Origin of the sequence: Streptomyces sp. N50, from assembly GCF_033335955.1 — a bacterium.
Classification (GTDB): Bacteria; Actinomycetota; Actinomycetes; order Streptomycetales; family Streptomycetaceae; genus Streptomyces.
In genome coordinates this window covers 9,309,295-9,324,691 of sequence record NZ_CP137549.1, presented here as the reverse complement: position 1 = coordinate 9,324,691, position 15,397 = coordinate 9,309,295, and the positions used below count along the sequence as shown (strand labels likewise).

Here is a 15,397-nt window from a genome sequence, read left to right as displayed (position 1 = left end):
CCGCCCGCGGGTGTCAGTCCTGGCCGATGTCTCGTACGATCCCGGCGACGACGCGCGCGGCCCGCTCCGGCCGCTCCTCGAACCAGGTGCCGAGGTGTTCCCGGACGGCCTCCGCCACGCACACCCGCACGTCGGTGTTACCCAGCAACGTGCGGGTGGCGCCGAGGTATTCGGGTTGGTCCAGCTTCACCGACACGACCGCGGTGAGCCCCTCGACGATACGGTCGGCGCGGGCATCGAGGGCGGACGCGCCCGGCAGCTCCCGTTCCCGTGCGAACGCGGTGACCGCGTCCACCACTCCCTCGCGGAAGCCGTCCAGATGCGTGCCGCCCTCGTGAGTGGCCAGGCTGTTGGCGAAACCGCGTGTCCGCGCGCTGTGGGAGTACCCCCACAGCAGGGCCACCTCCATCGTCCCCGCCATCCTCGTGTCCTCCCGCTCGAAGCCGAAGACGTCCGCATGGGGGCACGCCCCCGCTTCCGCGTCGAGGGCGGCCACGAAGTCCCGTACTCCGTCCGGGAATTGGTACAGCACCCTCCGAACCCCGTTCGCCGGGCGTTCGTCGGTCAGCGAGACGGCCAAGCCCCGGTTGAGGAAGGCCAGTTCACGGAACCGCTCCGCCAGCACGGGGAAGGAGAGCCATGTCGTCTCGAAGATCTCGGTGTCGGGCCAGAAGGAGATGGTCGTCCCCTTCCCGGTCAACGGCCCCTCGGCGTCGGCCTGTTCGACCTCGACACCGCGCGCGTACTCCTTGGCCCATCGGGTCCCCTCGCCCCGCACCTCGGCCGTCAGCCGACTCGACAGGACGTTGGAAACGACGAGCCCCACACCGAAGGGGGCAACCACCGCGGTGCGCCGGCCGATGGGGCCGGAAGAGAGTTGGAAACTGGTCAACTCCGCTTCGAGGTCCGGGCCATGGGGCCCACCACCTCCCGCCCCGTCGTCGGCGACCCGCACACCGCCGTCCGCCGTGAGCGTCACGTCGACGCAGCCGGCGCGGCCCGCCAGGACCTCGACCACGGCCCGGTCGACGACGCCCAACACGAGGTTGTACAGCCCGCGTTCACCGGTCGAGCCGACGTACATCCCGGGCCGCTTCCGCACGGCTTCCCAGCCCTCCAGCACCTTGATGTGAGAAACGTCGTACTCCATGCCTTCCGCACCCACGAAGACCCCTCCCATGGCGTTCGGTTGATCACCCCAGCGTAGGCGGAATCGAGGAAAACACCAGGTCAGAGCCACTACGCCAAGGCCGCAGACGGGCCGGTGACGACGTGCCGGGAAGCGGGCGGCGCAGCCGTCGCGCGCCGCACCCGGAGCGTGTCCGAGGGCCTGCCGAAGCCGCGTAAGGCCCCGTTCCGGGCGCCCCTGGGGGCCTCAATTCCGGTGTGTGGCAGGCCAGTCGGGGAGGCGGGTCGGATGTGGTGGACGAAGCCGTGGGTGCGACTGGAACGATGCTCAGTCGCTCGGTGCCGGGGCCGTCAGCTTGGCCATGTCCTTCAACAGTGGTCGGCAGCGGAAGAACTCGTCGCGGCCGACCGTGAGTTGGCGTCCCCCGGCGGTGATGGCGTACGTCGTGGGAATGATCGGGTTCCTGGACAGGCGTCGGACCTCGGTGACGGCGCGCCAGGCCCAGACCGTTTCGCTGCCAGCGCCGTAGGTCTCGACCATGCCGCCCTCGAAGTGGACGATGCCGCCCTCGGAGTTCCGCGACACGACGCGGGCGGCGAGCGACATTCCGACGATCACCCCCAGGCAGCTGACGACCCCCGCGTACGTCTTGCCGGACACGCCGTCGTCAACGGTGTCGATCACGACGACGGGCAACAGGAAGGCCACGAATACGCAGCCGGACACCGCGAGGACCCACGCGCCGAACCGGGAGCGGTCGTAGACGGCCTTCAGCTCACCGAGCCCGGCCTTCCCGGCGGCACGCACCGCCGCGTCACGTGTCTCCTGGCTCATCCTCGACATCGCGCCCCCGCCAACCGGAACGGGCATCGGGCCGCCTTCGGCCCGCCCTCACCGTCGCACGACGGAAATACCCCAGCGGCGCCAGGCCAACCGAAGACGCGGAAGCGTACGGGAATCACGCCCGCCGCGCCTCGCCGGCCCTACGGCGCCGACAGCGCGGCCAGTTCCGAGTCGAAGAACTTCGCCGGGTCGAACCCCATGCCCGTGAAGTGGCCCGCCAGTTCCAGGGACAGGACGCCGTGCAGGCGGGTCCAGAAGGTCAGGGCGCGGTGGAGGGCCGCGGGTGGGGCGGGGTGGTCGCCCGCCCAGTGCCGATGGGCCTGCAGGTCGACCTCGAACGGGGTCGTGGGACCGTCCGCGGGCAGCTCCGTGCTCGCGTCCAGCAGGGCCGCCATGATCTCGGACGCGATGCCGGTGATGTCGTCGGGCGCGTGGTAGCCGGGGACGGGTGTGCCGTAGATGAGGAAGTAGCGCTGCGGGTCGGCGTGGGCCCAGTCGCGCAGGGCGTGGGCCAGGCCGGGCAGGTCGGTGCCGGAGGCGGCGGCCGCGCGGAAGGTGTCGGCGAGGCTGCGGTAGGCGTCCCGGATGAGTTCGGTGATCAGGTCGTCGCGGCTGGCGAAGTAGCGGTAGAGGGCGGGGCCGCTCATGCCCATCCGCTTGGCGATCGCGTTGAGGGAGAGCGCGGAGGCGCCCGCCGTGGCGATCTGTTCCCGCGCATGTTCCTTGACCTCCGCGCGCACCTGGTCGCGATAGCGCTCGCGCGGGGTCTTCGTGCCCGTTTCCGCCATGACCGGCCGCCTTCCACTCCCACTCGACTACATGTTCACGCTTCAGTTAGAAGCTATCACGATTGCTATTGACGACCCCTTCTCGCGTGAGTTACAACTTATAACGAACACGAAAGCACCTAGCTCACAGCGGATCGCAGTGGAGGTCACCATGAACAGCACGGACAACACGAACCACGTGGACAACACCACCGACGCACTCGTCGAGGTCGTCCTGCCGGGCAAGGTGGAGCCGGAGGGCCTGGAGGTCAGGCACGGGGCCGTTCCCGTCGCGGGGCCCGGCCAGGTCGTGATCCGGATGGAGGCGACCGGGGTCTCCTTCGCCGAGCAGCAGATGCGCCGCGGCAAGTACTACGACCAGCCCCCGTTCCCCTTCGTCCCCGGCTACGACCTGGTCGGCACCGTCCAGAGCACCGGCGCGGGCGTTGAGCCGGGCCTGGCCGGCACCCGGGTGGCCGCACTGGTCAAGGTCGGCGGCTGGGCCAGCCATGTGCTGGTCGACGCGGCCGACGTGGTGCCGGTGCCCGAGGGGATCGGCGCGGCCGAGGCGGAGACGGTGGTCGTGAACGGCATCACCGCCTGGCAGATGCTCCACCGCAAGGCCCGGGTCCGCGCCGGCCAGACGATCCTGGTGCACGGTGCGAACGGCGGGGTCGGCACCGTCCTGGTCCAACTCGCCCACGCAGCAGGGGTGCACGTGATCGGCACCGCATCCCCGCGCCACCACGACGCGCTCCGCGAGCAGGGTGTCGAGCCCATCGACTACCGCACCCCGGACCTCGCGGCCCGCGTCCGCGAGCTCTCCTCGCGCGGTGTGGACGCCGTCTTCGACCACGTCGGCGGCCCCAGCGTCGTCCGGTCCTGGCACCTCCTCGCCCCCGGCGGCACGCTCGTCTCCTACGGCAGCGCCTCCACCCGCGACGACGAGGGCTCCAAGCAGCTGCCCGTGCTCAAGATCCTGGGCCGGGTCTGGACGTGGAACGCGCTGCCGAACGGCCGTCACGCCTACTTCTTCAACGTCTGGGCCGGCCGCGCCCTGAGCAAGAACAAGTTCCGCGCCCAGCTCAGCGCCGACCTCACCCAGGTCTTCGCGGCCCTCCAGCGCGGTGAGGTCAACGCGCAGATCGCCGCCCGACTCCCGCTCGCCCGCGTCTCGGACGCCCTGCGCCTGGCCGAATCCGGCACGGTCACCGGCAAGGTCGTCCTGACGCCGTGACGCGCCCCGCCCTCCCCTCTCTCCCCCACCCCGATCGGAAGGACCTGCCATGACCACCGTCCCGCCCGCCCGCACCACCCGCCGTCCCCGCGCCCGGCTCCTCGTCCCGGCGGCGCTCGCCGCCCTGGCCTGTACCGCCATGACCGCCACCGCATCGGACGCGTCACCCAAGTCCCCCTCGACGACGGCGATCACGACCGTCCAGAGCCACCACGAGGGCGCACAGCGGCCGAAGGCGATGCTCGACGACTGGCTCCTCCTCTGGAACGGCGCCTACGACCGGGCGCCAGGCATCATCTCCCCCGCCTTCCGCGTCCACGCCGCACTCCTCGACGGCGGTGACGGCAGCTCGATCCGGGGCGCCGACGGGCTGGTCGCGTGGATCAAGCAGACCCGCGCCGCGTTCCCGGACCTTCGCTTCACCGAGCAGGTCACCCCACTGGTCGACGGTCGTTACGCGTCCATACGGTGGACCGCCACCGGCACCTACGCCGGCGGTTTCCCCGGCGCCAAGGCCGAGCCCGGGACCGTGGTCACGTTCACCGGCACCGACACACTCCGGATGCGGGACGGCAGGTTCGTGGAGTACTGGGTCAACACCGACACCCTGCAACTCCTCACCCAGCTCAAGGTGTTGTGACCACCATGCGGGTGTCAGGCGCCCCAGGTCTCGACATGCGCGAGCACGAAGTCGGCCAACTCGGCGGGCTGGAGGTTGAGCGCCGCCACGGCCGAACGGTTCAACGCGACCCGGACCGGTTCGAAGAGGCCCGTGTCGGGGTCGTCGAGTTCGGGGCCATGGCGGAGGTCCAGGTCCATGTCCACCAGATCGGCGAGGAAGTAGTGCTGGACGACGGTGCTCGTGCCACGCGGTTCGGTCAGGGTCAGGAACTCGGTGGCGGGACCGATCGTGGCCCCGATCTCCTCCAACGCCTCGCGGCGCAGGGCCGCTTCGAGGTCCGCGTCCTCGGGCTCGACACTCCCCCCGACGGTCGTGCAGTACGGGTCGCCGCCGGGCCAGCCCCGCTTCAGGAACACCAGATGACCGTCGTCGAGCAGCACGACCCGCGCCTTGTGACGAACCATCATGTCCCCAACGGTACTGGGCCGACCGGCAGTTCACCCCGGAAGCCGGCCGACCCGTCCACCGCCCTACCGCACGAGCTTCCACTCCTGCGAACCGTCCGCCGCCGTGTTCTGCAGGGTCAGCGGCGCCCCGTCGGACGCACCGGTCAGGTACAGGCTCGTGTTCTTGACCGACTGCAAGCGATAGAACCCGTCCCCGGTCTTCACCAGGTTCCAGCTGCCGGTGGCACTGTTGTCGACCCACTGTCCGATCCGCTGGCCGACCGTCGCGTTGCCGGTCCAGATCGCCGCCGCCCGGCCGCCCGCCTTGTTCAACAGCGTTACCCCGCCGTTGGGTTCGGTCACCGCGTGCCAGTACTGGGTGTCCCGGTCCGCAGCGGAACCTCGGGCCTCCAGGACGACATCGGGGACGTCCCCGTTGCCGATGTTCGCGTCGTTCGACTTCCCGCCGGTGCCGATCACCTGACCGGTCTTCCGGTTCACCAACCGGTAGTAGGCGCCCTTCGACCGGCCGAGGTCGACCTCGGCGTAGGCGATCGTCGAGGTGCCCTGGTTGTTGAGGATCGCGATCCGTCCGGTGCCGTCGACGAACTGGAGGTCGCGGCTGTATCCGGCCCGCGACGTCGTCTGGTACTCCTTCCAAACCCCGTCGCTACGACCGCTCTTGTTGACCCAGACGTTGCCGCTGCCGGCCGCGTTGTAGACCAGGCCTCCCCCGGGCAGCCTGATGACGACCGGACTGCCGCCCGTCGCGAGCGGACGGGAGCCGGTGTCGACCGGCAGCGAGGTGACGGCACCGCCGGTCGCCGAACTCCGGTAGAAAGCAAGGGGGTTGTCGGCAAGCAGGTACCGGGTGTTGGCTCCGCCGCCCCAGTACTCGTACGTGAGCAGCCACTTGCCGTCCGTGGTCCGCACGACGTTCGTCATGCCCGGCCGCCCGCCGCCGATCTCGGTCTTGCCGTCGCCCATGCTCTGGGTCAGTCCCGCGACGTCGACGACGGGTCCGCTCCACTGGGCGCCGCGGCCGTTCCAGGTGCGGTGGGCGAGGATCTGTCCGTGTGAGTCCGGGGCGGTGTCGTTGGCGGGGTCGAGTGTCGGGACGCCGGTCGTCGCGTCGAAACCGGTGTAGTCGTTCTCGTCGGAGTAGTAGCAGACGAGTTGGCCCTTGTAGACCATCAAGTACGGCTCCCAGACGGGGTCGACCTGCTGGTGCGTGTTGGCCGTGGCGACGTTCTGTCCGATCGCGCCCGCGCTGCCGCCCTGCCAGCCGCCGGTCGCGATCACGTTGACGACCTTCCAGGACGCGCCGCCGTCGGTGCTGGAGTACAGCGCGATGGCGAGGTCGCTGCGGTCACCGTCGTTGGAGGGCGTCCAGTTGGGGTCGGCCGCCTTGTGCTCCTTGTAGTACGCGTCGTCCCCCGACACGACACTCGCCAGGAGCAGCGTGCCCCGCTTCAGCTTTCCGACGTTCTGCGGAAGCGTGTAGAGGTAGGGGTTGGTCCAATTGCTCGTGTACTTCGCGTACTTGGGGTCCTTGGAGAGATACGCGGGCGCCTTGACCTCCGACAGCGGCTGCCAGCTCGTCCCGTGGTCGTCGCTCTTGTAGACCGGGAGCGTCTGCCCGTCGGCACTGCCCGTACCCGACACGACTGTGGACTTCTCGAACGACGCGACCAGCCGCCCGCCGGGCAGCTGGGCCGACTTCGGGTAGACGGCGCAGTTGCCCCGCCCCTTCAAGCACGGCTCGCTGCCGAGTTGATAGAGGATTCCGCCCGTCGGGTTGTACGCCTGCGCACCGGTGGCCATGGGCACCGCCAGCATCGCCGCGGCCCCGACGAACGTACCCAGCGCCTTCACCGCTCTGCTTCTTCGCACAGCTACTCCTTCGCGTCGATCGGGGAAACGAGTACGCGTACGTCCCACGGGCCCAGCTCCAGCTCCGCGCCCGCGGGGAAGGCCGTGCCGTCCAGGGCGTCGGCGAGATCGACCGGGACCGCCGAACGGGCGGGCTCCCAGCTCCAGTTGTGGACGACGTGCACGCGACGGCCGTCGGGCGAGGTCCCGGTCGTCGCCGTGACGGACGCGGGCAGATCGCCCCACCCGCTCCCGGCGACCGGTGCCAGCCACTCGGCCAGCGCGCGGGCGAGATCACGGCCGGGCACGGTGCCGACGTACGTGACCTGCCCCTCCCCGTGACGGCGGGTGGTCACGGCGGGCCAACGCCCGAAGTGCGGGTGCTCGTACGTCGCGAGGACCTCGGCGTCGGCGACGGTCAGGCCGTCGGCCCAGTGCGTCGCCGTCGCGGTCTCCGGCAGCGCGAGCGGGCTGCCGGGCACGGGTCGCACGGGCACGGCCTGCGCGAGGTTGCTGAACTCGTCGTACGACACACCCGCCGCGTCGGTGAGGCGGGCGGGGGCCGGTTCGTGCCGGGCGCGTGCCTCGTGGTCGGCGTAGCCGGTGCGGGGGCCGAGGACCAGGTGGCCGCCGGCCTGCGCGTAGGCGGCGAACCAGTCGAGCGTGGTGTCGTCGGCCAGGTACAGGGCGGGAACCACGAGCACGGGGTGGCGGCGGACGGCCTCCTCGGGGGCCGTGCCTTCGCGTTCGCCGCGCGGGTCGTGGAGTTGGCGCGCGTGGATGACACGGACCTGGCGCCCGGCGTCGAAGGCACCGCGGTAGAACGGGTCCAGGATGCGGTGGTAGGCGGCGGGGTCCGGTTCGCCGTCCGGGGTCGCCAGGGGCGGGTGCTTCTGCATCAGCCACTTGCTGGGGGTGGAGTAGACGATCGTGATGTCGGCGTCCGGTTCGAGACCGGCGACGAGCGGTCCTACCGCCTTGAACTCCTCGCCCAGCCGGGCGAGTTCGGCGTAGGTACGACCCGGTCGGCCGCTGTGCGGGAGGACGCCGCCCCAGTAGGTCTCGGCGCCGAAGCGCAGGGTCTGCCACTGCCAGTACTCGATCATGCGGGCCCCGCGGCCGACGAGGGCCCAGGCGGCCTGGCGCCACTGGCCGTCGTAGGCGGGGCGGTTGTCCCAGGCCATGCCGATGGAGTTGGCGTTGGTCTCGGTGACCAGGAACGGTTCCTGGCGGGAGGAGAACATCCAGTCGGCGGTCTGGTAGAGCGACCAGACGCCGGTGGTCTTCCACTTCTGCTCGTGGGTGTCCGGGGTCGGGTCGGGCAGGAGCAGGCCGTCCTGCATGTCGTAGTACGGATTGCCCGTGGCGATGTCGAGGCGGTCGGTGAGCTCGTCGTCCTCGACTGCCGGGCGGGTGTAGGAGATACAGGTCGTGACGAAGTGCTCGGGGCGCGCGTACTCGCGGACGATGTCGGCCTGCCAGCCGATGAACTCGGTGCACTGGCGGGCCTGGAACTCCCGCCAGGCGACGTCGTATTGGGGCTGTACGTTGCCGTCCGGGGTCCACAGGTCGGCCCATGTGGACAGCCGGTGGGACCAATAGACCAGGCCCCACTCGCGGTTGAGGGTCTCGACGTCGCCGTACTTCTCGCGCAGGTGGTCGGTGAAGCGCTGGAAGACGCCGTGGTTGTGGAACAGCTCCAGGCCCGGTTCGTTGTCGACCTGGAAGCCGATGACCGCCGGGTGGTCGGCGTACCGGGCGACGACCTTCCGGATGATCCGCTCGGCGTGGAAGCGGAACGCGGGGTGGGTGAAGTCGACTTCCTGCCGAGCGCCCCAGCCGATGCGCTCGCCGGTGCGCCGCTCGCCGGTGATCTCCGGGTACTGGCGGGCCAGCCACGGCGGTACGGCGTAGGTGGGGGTGCCGAGGATGACGGAGATGCCGCGTTCGTGGGCGCCGTCCAACACCGGTCGCAGCCAGTCGAGTTGGAAGCGGCCGTTCTCGGGCTCCCAGGTCGACCAGACCGACTCGCCGATCCGGATGACGGTGAAGTGCGCCTGGGCCATGAGGTCGAGGTCGGTCTTGAGCTGCTCGTCGGGCCGTACGTCCGGGCCGTACGCGGGGTGGTACTCGTGGTAGTAGGCGGCACCGAACAGAACGCGGGCGGGCAGATCCGCCATGGACAAACCTCCGGAACGAAGGGGGTGTTGGGGGGTGTTGCTGTGGGGGGTTACTGCTTGACGCCGCCGGTCGCCAGGCCGCTCTGCCAGTACCGCTGGAGCAGCAGGAAGGCCAGGACGAGCGGGATGATCGAGATCAGGGAGCCGGTCACGACGAGGGCGAGCATGTCGCTGCTGGCTCCGGCGCCGCCGTTCTGCGCCTGAGCGGCCCAGGAGGAGAGGCCGACCGTGATGGGGTAGAGGTTCGGGTCGTTGAGCATGATCAGGGGCAGGAAGTAGTTGTTCCAGGTGGCGACGAGCGTGAAGAGGATGACCGTCACCAGGCCGGGGGCGAGCAGCCTCAGCCCGATGGTGCAGAAGATCCGGAACTCTCCGGCGCCGTCCATGCGGGCGGCCTCGATGAGGCTGTCGGGGACGGCGTCCTCGGCGTAGATCCGCATGAGGTAGAGGCCGAACGGGCTGATGAGGGAGGGCAGGATGACGGCCCAAGGGGTGTTCACCAGGCCCGCCTTGGCGAAGAGCAGGTAGGTGGGGATCGCGAGCGCGGTGGTCGGGATCATGATGGCGCCGAGGACCAGATTGAACGCGGCGCCGTGACCCCGGAAGCGGTACTTGGCGAAGCCGTAGCCGGCCGCCGCCGCGAGCAGTGCGGCGCCGAGCGCGCTGGCCCCGGCGTAGAGGACGGTGTTGAGCAGCCAGCGGCCGAACACTCCGTCGTCCTGGGTGAAGGTGGCCTTGACGTTCGACAGCAACTGCGGCGCGTGCGAGAACCACAGGCCGAAGCTGTTGAACAGGTCCTGGGTGCTCTTGGTCGAGGCGATCAGCAGCCAGAACAGGGGCAGCAGGAAGTACGCCAGGACGGCCAGCATCGCGATGGTGAGCGGGGTGCTGCGACGGCGGGTCGGCGACCGGCGCGGCACGCGGTGCTCGGCGTCAACTCGCATCGCCGCCGGGGTGGTTGAGGCAGTGGGCGTCACGGTGGTCATGCGGTCCTCCTGCGGTTCGCGGTGAGCAGGAAGGCGTACGACACGATCACGATGACCAGCCCGAGGATGAAGGACACCGTGGCCGCGTAGTTGGTCTGCTGGCTGATGAACGCGACGGAGTAGGCGTAGAGGTTGGCGGTGTAGGAGCTGTCGATGACGTCCGGGGCGACGCTCATGAGCAGCTTCGGTTCGTTGAAGAGCTGGAAGCTGCCGATCACCGAGAACAGGACGGTGAGGGTCAACGCCGGGCGCAGCGCCGGGAGTTTGATGGACCAGGCGATCCGCCAGGCGCCGGCGCCGTCCATGGCGGCGGCCTCGTACAGCTCGGCGGGGATGGTGCGCAGCGCGGCGTACAGGATGATCATGTTGTAGCCGACGAACTCCCAGGTGACGATGTTCGCGAGGCTGCCGAGCATCCAGCCGTCGGTGAGGAAGTGCGGGGCCGGCAGGTGGAGGTCGTGGCTGATCTGGGCGAAGGGGCCGAAGTCGGGGCCGTAGAGGTAGCCCCACATCAGGGTGGCGATCACGCTCGGGACGGCGTACGGGACGAAGATGCCGAGGCGGATCACCCGGGCGAGCCGCAGCAGGCCGCTGTCCAGAGCGAGGGCGAAGCACAGGGCGAGCAACAGCATCACCGGGACCTGGATGACGAAGAACAGGGCGACTCGGCCTATGCCCTTGAGGAGTTGGGGGTCCTTGAGGGCGGTGACGTAGTTGTCGAGGCCGACGAACGTCGAGCCGCCGATGAGCTTCTCCTGGAAGAGGCTCAGGTAGGCGGCGTAGCCGAGCGGGGCGAGGAAGAGCAGCAGGAACAGCACCATGAACGGGGCGATGAACAGGGCGCCTGCTGTGCCGTGCCGCCTGCGCGCCACGGCCGTAGTGGTGGTGGCCATCGTCAGCCTCCCTTGACCGTGAAGCCCTGGCTCTTGGCGAAGGTCGTGATGCGCGACTGCCAGGAGCCGAGTGCGCGGACGGTGTCGGTCTTGTCGGCGAGGGACTTGCCGACGGTCTCGGTCCAGTCCGTGGCCACCCGGTCGAGGAACGGCGGCCACTGGAAGGCCGGGTCGACCTGGGCGCTGATGTCCGCGAAGACCTGGTTGACCTTCTGGCCGCCGTAGAAGGCCGGCGCGTCGGCGAGGAAACTCGCCTCGGACAGAAGGGGTTTGGTCGCCGGGAAGAAGAACTGCTCGGTGGCGAACATCTTGGCGCTGGTGGGGTCGCTGTTGAGGAACTGGGCGAACACCGCTGCCTGGATGGGGTTCTTGGTGGAGCGGATGACCGCGGTGGTGGAGCCGCCCCAGTTGCCCGAGCTGGGCTTGGCCGCGTCCCACTGCGGGAGCGGGGCCGCACGCCACTTCCCGGAGGTGGCCTTCGCCGAACCGGAGAGGAAGGCCGGCCCCCAGGCACCCGTCAACCAGGTCGCGTACTTGCCCTTGTTCAGGGCCGCGTACCAGGCGTCGGTGAAGTCCGGCTCCACGCCGATCACCCCGTCCTTGGCAAGGGTGCCCCAGTACTCGCCGAGCTTCTTGGAGACCGCGTCGTCGACGCTGACGGTGATGTCGCTCTTGCCGGAGGTGACGTACGGCTTGCCGCCCGCCTGCCACAACAGGCCGTGCCAGGCGGCGACTTGGTTGGCCGCGAGGTTGGTGAGATAGACGTCCGGGTCCGCCTTGTGCAACTTGCGCGCGGCGGCGGCGAACTCGTCCCAGGTGGTGGGCACTTGGATGCCGTGCTGGTCGAAGATGTCCTTGCGGTACAGCATGCCCATGGGGCCGGTGTCCTGCGGGATCGCCCAGATCTCCCCACCGCTGCCGCTGACCTGCCCCCAAGTCCAGTCCACGAAAGTCGACTTGAGCGCGGAGGCGCCGTAGGGACGGAGGTCGAGCAGGCTGTCGGTGATGGTGAACGTCGGGATCGCCTGGAACTCGATCTGCACCATGTCCGGAGCACCGCTGTTCGCCTTCAGCGCGGTCCGCAGCTTGGTGTACTGGGGCGTGCCCTGACCGGCGTTGACGACCTTGACCTTGACGGCCGGGTACTTCTTCTCGAAGAGCGCGACCTCCTTGTCGATGTTCGGAACCCAGGTCCAGAACGTCAGTTGGGTCGGCGTCTTCATCGCCTTGTCGATGTCGGCCTGACCGACCGGCTTGCCGGCCGAGCCACTCGTACCGCCACCACCCCCGCCACAGGCGGCCAACGACAGCGCACCGGCGCCGACGAGAAAACCCCGACGACTAAGGGACGAGGGCGAGTTGAAGAAAGCTCCGGACATGATGAACTCCCGAGAGAGGCTATGGGTGACCGGCACACCGACCGACGGCGTGCTGAAACTTGCGTGAGGTGAGCGCCCCTTCAGGGGCGCGGGACTGTATCGATATGCGGCTCCGCCGCGTGGGCGCGACCAGCCCCCACCGGCCCGCAGACAAGAGACTGCGGACCCAAGAGCGACTAGCGCGGCGCCGCCGTAGACGCCCGAACAACAAGCTCAACCGGCGGATCGATCATCGGCAACGGATCCGACCCAGGGTTCTCAATGGCATGCACCAGCAACTTCAGACCACCCTGCGCCATCGCGTCGAACGGCTGCCGCACCGTCGTCAACGGCGGAGTCACATACGCGGCGACCGGCGTGTCGTCGAACCCGACCACACTGACGTCCTCCGGAACCCGCCGCCCCGCCTCCGAAAGCGCCCGAATCAGCCCGATCGCCATGTCGTCATTGGCGGCGAACACCGCGGTAACGGTGGAGTCGACGCCGAGTTCACGCCCGGCCGCGTAGCCGGACGCGGCAGACCAGTCCCCCTCGACAACCGGAGGCTCCACCCGCCCGTGCGCGGCGAGCGCGGCACGCCACCCGTCGAGACGATCCCGCGCCGAGTACCAGCGCTGAGGACCGGCCAGGTGATGGACCGTGGTGTGGCCCAGTTCCAGCAGGTGTTCGGTGGCCGCCCGCGCCATCTGGCCCGAAACGATCCCACCGGTCACGACATGCGGCGCGGCGAACGGCGGCGGCGCCCCGAGGACAAGCACCGGCACATCGACCCGGGCGGACAGCTCCGCCCCGCCCTCCTCGTCGATCGGCTCCGAGATGACGATGCCGTCCACGCCCTGATCCAGGAGCGAGTCCACGGCTCCGGCGATACCCGCCGCCTCGCCCTCCATCGTGTTGACGACACGGAGCGCGTAACCGGTGTCCCGTACGGCCCGTTCGACGCCCATGAGCAGCGAGGCGGGACCGTACAGCGCGGTGCCGAGCGTCACGACGCCGATGGACCGGGTACGTCCGGAGGCGAGCGCGCGGGCGGCGTTGTTGGAGCGGTAGCCGAGTTCCCCGGCCGCCGCGAGGACACGACGGCGCACGTCCTCGGAGACGTACGGCTCGTCGTTCATGACCCGGGACACCGTCTTCTGCGACACACCCGCGAGGCGTGCCACGTCCACGCTGCGCGGCGCGGCTCCCGCCCCACGTCCTGCCACTGGTGTCATGGTGTCTCCCGATCTCCGGCAGCCGCATCCTAGCCCGACTCCGGTCTATGACTGCGCTGTCATGACTGCGCAGTCATATCTACGCAACGAGGCGGGACGCGTCAAGACTTCGCGCAACATCCGCGACATACGGGAGTTCCGGGCAGGGCACGGGGTCCGCCCCGTTCGGGCGCGGCGGACAGCCGGAAGGCCCCGCGCTCTCACCGAGCGCGGGGCCTGAAGTCCCGTACTACACCGTGGTGTTGAGGGTCACCTCGATGTTGCCGCGGGTGGCGTTGGAGTACGGGCACACCTCATGCGTGGCCTTCACCAGCTGCTCGGCGGTGGACCGTTCCAAGCCGGGCAGATGCGCGGTGAGCGACACGGCGAGGGTGAAGCCGCCGGCGTCCCGGGTGAGCAGGCTGACCTCCGACCGGACGGTGGAGGCGCCCACCTGGACGCCCTGCTCACCCGCGATGAGGCGCAGTCCGTTGTGGAAGCAGGCGGCGTATCCGGCGGCGAAGAGCTGCTCGGGGTTGGTCCGGTCGCCGCCGGGGCCGCCCATCTCCTTCGGGACGGCGAGGAGTTCGTCCAACACGCCGTCGACGGAACGGACTTCGCCGTTGCGGCCGTCGCCGGTCGACAGGGCCTCGGTGGTGTACAGCGTGGGCATGGTGGTTCTCTCTTCGTCGGTGCTACGAGTGGTGGAGTGGTTCCGAGTCTGGAGCCGCCGCCCGCGCACAGCCTGCCCCTGCCAGGGGCACGCTTCCCGGCGCCCCGGTGACCGATACTCCACACGCGACAAGCAAGGGCAAACCGTCAAGCATCACCCTCGCACAGACACGCGACTCTCGTTCATAACTACGAACTTGGCTCCAGGTGGGTGCCTTCGGCGCCGAACCTCTGATAGTTAACTTTCCTATCAGTTCGGCGGTACGACCAACTCCCCACCCCCCACCACCCTTTGGAGTCCCCGTGGTCCACCCGTTCCACGACCCTGCGATCTCCGAGCCGACGAGCCCCTCGCGTCGGACGCTCCTCACACTCATCGGCGTATCGCTCGCGGCGGCACCTCTGCTCCGCGCTCCGCAGGCCTCCGCAGCCCCCACGGCCGCCAAGGCGATCGGCCTCGACGACCCGGCGAAGAAGGAGATCGCCATGAAGCTGGTGTCGAGCGCGGAGAACTCCTCGCTCGACTGGAAGGCGCAGTACAAGTACATCGAGGACATAGGCGACGGCCGCGGCTACACCGCCGGCATCATCGGCTTCTGCTCCGGCACCGGCGACATGCTCGACCTCGTCCAGCTCTACGCCACCCGCAAACCCGGCAACGTCCTCGCCAAGTACCTCCCCGCGCTCCGCAACGTCAACGGCACCGACTCGCACTCCGGCCTCGACCCGAACTTCCCCAAGGACTGGCGCACGGCGGCCCAGGACACCGTGTTCCAGCAGGCGCAGAACGACGAACGCGACCGCGTGTACTTCAACCCCGCCGTCAGCCAGGGCAAGACCGACGGGCTGCGGGTGCTGGGCCAGTTCACGTACTACGACGCCATCGTCATGCACGGCGACGGCGACGACCCCACCAGCTTCCGCAACATCCGCGCCCGCGCCCTGCGTTCGGCCAAGCCGCCGGCCCAGGGCGGCAACGAGACGACGTACCTCAACGCGTTCCTCGACGCCCGCGTGTGGGCCATGAAGCAGGAGGAGGCCCACAGCGACACCACCCGTGTCGACACCGAGCAGCGCGTCTTCCTCCGCAACGGCAACTTCGACCTCAACACACCGCTGAACTGGAAGGTCTACGGGGACAGCTACACCATCAACTGACCTGACCTGCCGCCTGGTTG

14 protein-coding genes are annotated in these 15,397 nt (G+C 69.4%); 3 read left to right on the top strand and 11 right to left on the bottom strand.

Annotated elements, in window-relative coordinates; all coding sequences use genetic code 11:
- Positions 1–13: 13 nt before the first annotated feature.
- The 3 genes from R2B38_RS41370 to R2B38_RS41360 form a co-directional block, all read right to left on the bottom strand.
- A complete protein-coding gene (locus tag R2B38_RS41370; protein ID WP_318020934.1) occupies positions 14–1,150 on the bottom strand; it encodes a DNA gyrase subunit B in 1,137 nt (378 codons plus the stop codon).
- Positions 1,151–1,456: 306 nt separating this feature from the next.
- Positions 1,457–1,963, bottom strand: coding sequence for a hypothetical protein (locus R2B38_RS41365; protein ID WP_318020933.1), 507 nt, complete (start codon positions 1,961–1,963; stop codon positions 1,457–1,459).
- A gap of 149 nt (positions 1,964–2,112) precedes the next feature.
- A complete protein-coding gene (locus R2B38_RS41360; RefSeq protein WP_318020932.1) occupies positions 2,113–2,760 on the bottom strand; it encodes a TetR/AcrR family transcriptional regulator in 648 nt (215 codons plus the stop codon).
- Positions 2,761–2,911: 151 nt separating this feature from the next.
- Between R2B38_RS41360 and R2B38_RS41355 the strand changes: the two genes are divergently transcribed.
- Entirely contained in the window at positions 2,912–3,976 is a 1,065-nt protein-coding gene (locus R2B38_RS41355) for a medium chain dehydrogenase/reductase family protein (protein WP_318020931.1), read from the top strand.
- A gap of 49 nt (positions 3,977–4,025) precedes the next feature.
- Entirely contained in the window at positions 4,026–4,616 is a 591-nt protein-coding gene (locus R2B38_RS41350; protein WP_318020930.1) for an ester cyclase, read from the top strand.
- Between the two features lie 14 nt (positions 4,617–4,630).
- Here the strand turns inward: R2B38_RS41350 and R2B38_RS41345 are convergent, their stop codons facing one another.
- From R2B38_RS41345 to R2B38_RS41310, 8 genes are all read right to left on the bottom strand, one after another.
- The gene (locus R2B38_RS41345; RefSeq protein ID WP_318020929.1) at positions 4,631–5,065 is read right to left on the bottom strand and encodes an NUDIX domain-containing protein; all 435 of its coding nucleotides are present in this window, start codon (positions 5,063–5,065) and stop codon (positions 4,631–4,633) included.
- A gap of 63 nt (positions 5,066–5,128) precedes the next feature.
- Positions 5,129–6,883 (bottom strand): RICIN domain-containing protein, encoded by a 1,755-nt coding sequence (locus R2B38_RS41340; protein ID WP_318021921.1) that lies wholly within the window; start codon positions 6,881–6,883, stop codon positions 5,129–5,131.
- Between the two features lie 56 nt (positions 6,884–6,939).
- Positions 6,940–9,096: a beta-galactosidase gene (locus R2B38_RS41335; protein ID WP_318020928.1), complete on the bottom strand. Its 2,157-nt coding sequence runs from the start codon at positions 9,094–9,096 to the stop codon at positions 6,940–6,942.
- Between the two features lie 50 nt (positions 9,097–9,146).
- The gene (locus R2B38_RS41330; protein ID WP_318020927.1) at positions 9,147–10,082 is read right to left on the bottom strand and encodes a carbohydrate ABC transporter permease; all 936 of its coding nucleotides are present in this window, start codon (positions 10,080–10,082) and stop codon (positions 9,147–9,149) included.
- The gene (locus tag R2B38_RS41325) at positions 10,079–10,975 is read right to left on the bottom strand and encodes a sugar ABC transporter permease (protein WP_318020926.1); all 897 of its coding nucleotides are present in this window, start codon (positions 10,973–10,975) and stop codon (positions 10,079–10,081) included. Before R2B38_RS41325 ends, R2B38_RS41330 begins: the two co-directional genes overlap by 4 nt.
- Positions 10,976–10,977: 2 nt before the next feature.
- Positions 10,978–12,354 (bottom strand): ABC transporter substrate-binding protein, encoded by a 1,377-nt coding sequence (locus R2B38_RS41320; RefSeq protein WP_318020925.1) that lies wholly within the window; start codon positions 12,352–12,354, stop codon positions 10,978–10,980.
- A 176-nt stretch (positions 12,355–12,530) separates the two neighbouring features.
- Positions 12,531–13,568, bottom strand: a complete 1,038-nt coding sequence (locus tag R2B38_RS41315; protein WP_318020924.1) for a LacI family DNA-binding transcriptional regulator — start codon at positions 13,566–13,568, stop codon at positions 12,531–12,533.
- A 229-nt stretch (positions 13,569–13,797) separates the two neighbouring features.
- Positions 13,798–14,220: an organic hydroperoxide resistance protein gene (locus R2B38_RS41310; protein WP_318020923.1), complete on the bottom strand. Its 423-nt coding sequence runs from the start codon at positions 14,218–14,220 to the stop codon at positions 13,798–13,800.
- Between the two features lie 302 nt (positions 14,221–14,522).
- Here R2B38_RS41310 and R2B38_RS41305 point away from each other — a divergent pair, with 302 nt between their 5' ends.
- Positions 14,523–15,377, top strand: coding sequence for a chitosanase (locus R2B38_RS41305; RefSeq protein WP_318020922.1), 855 nt, complete (start codon positions 14,523–14,525; stop codon positions 15,375–15,377).
- The last annotated feature ends 20 nt before the right edge of the window (positions 15,378–15,397 follow it).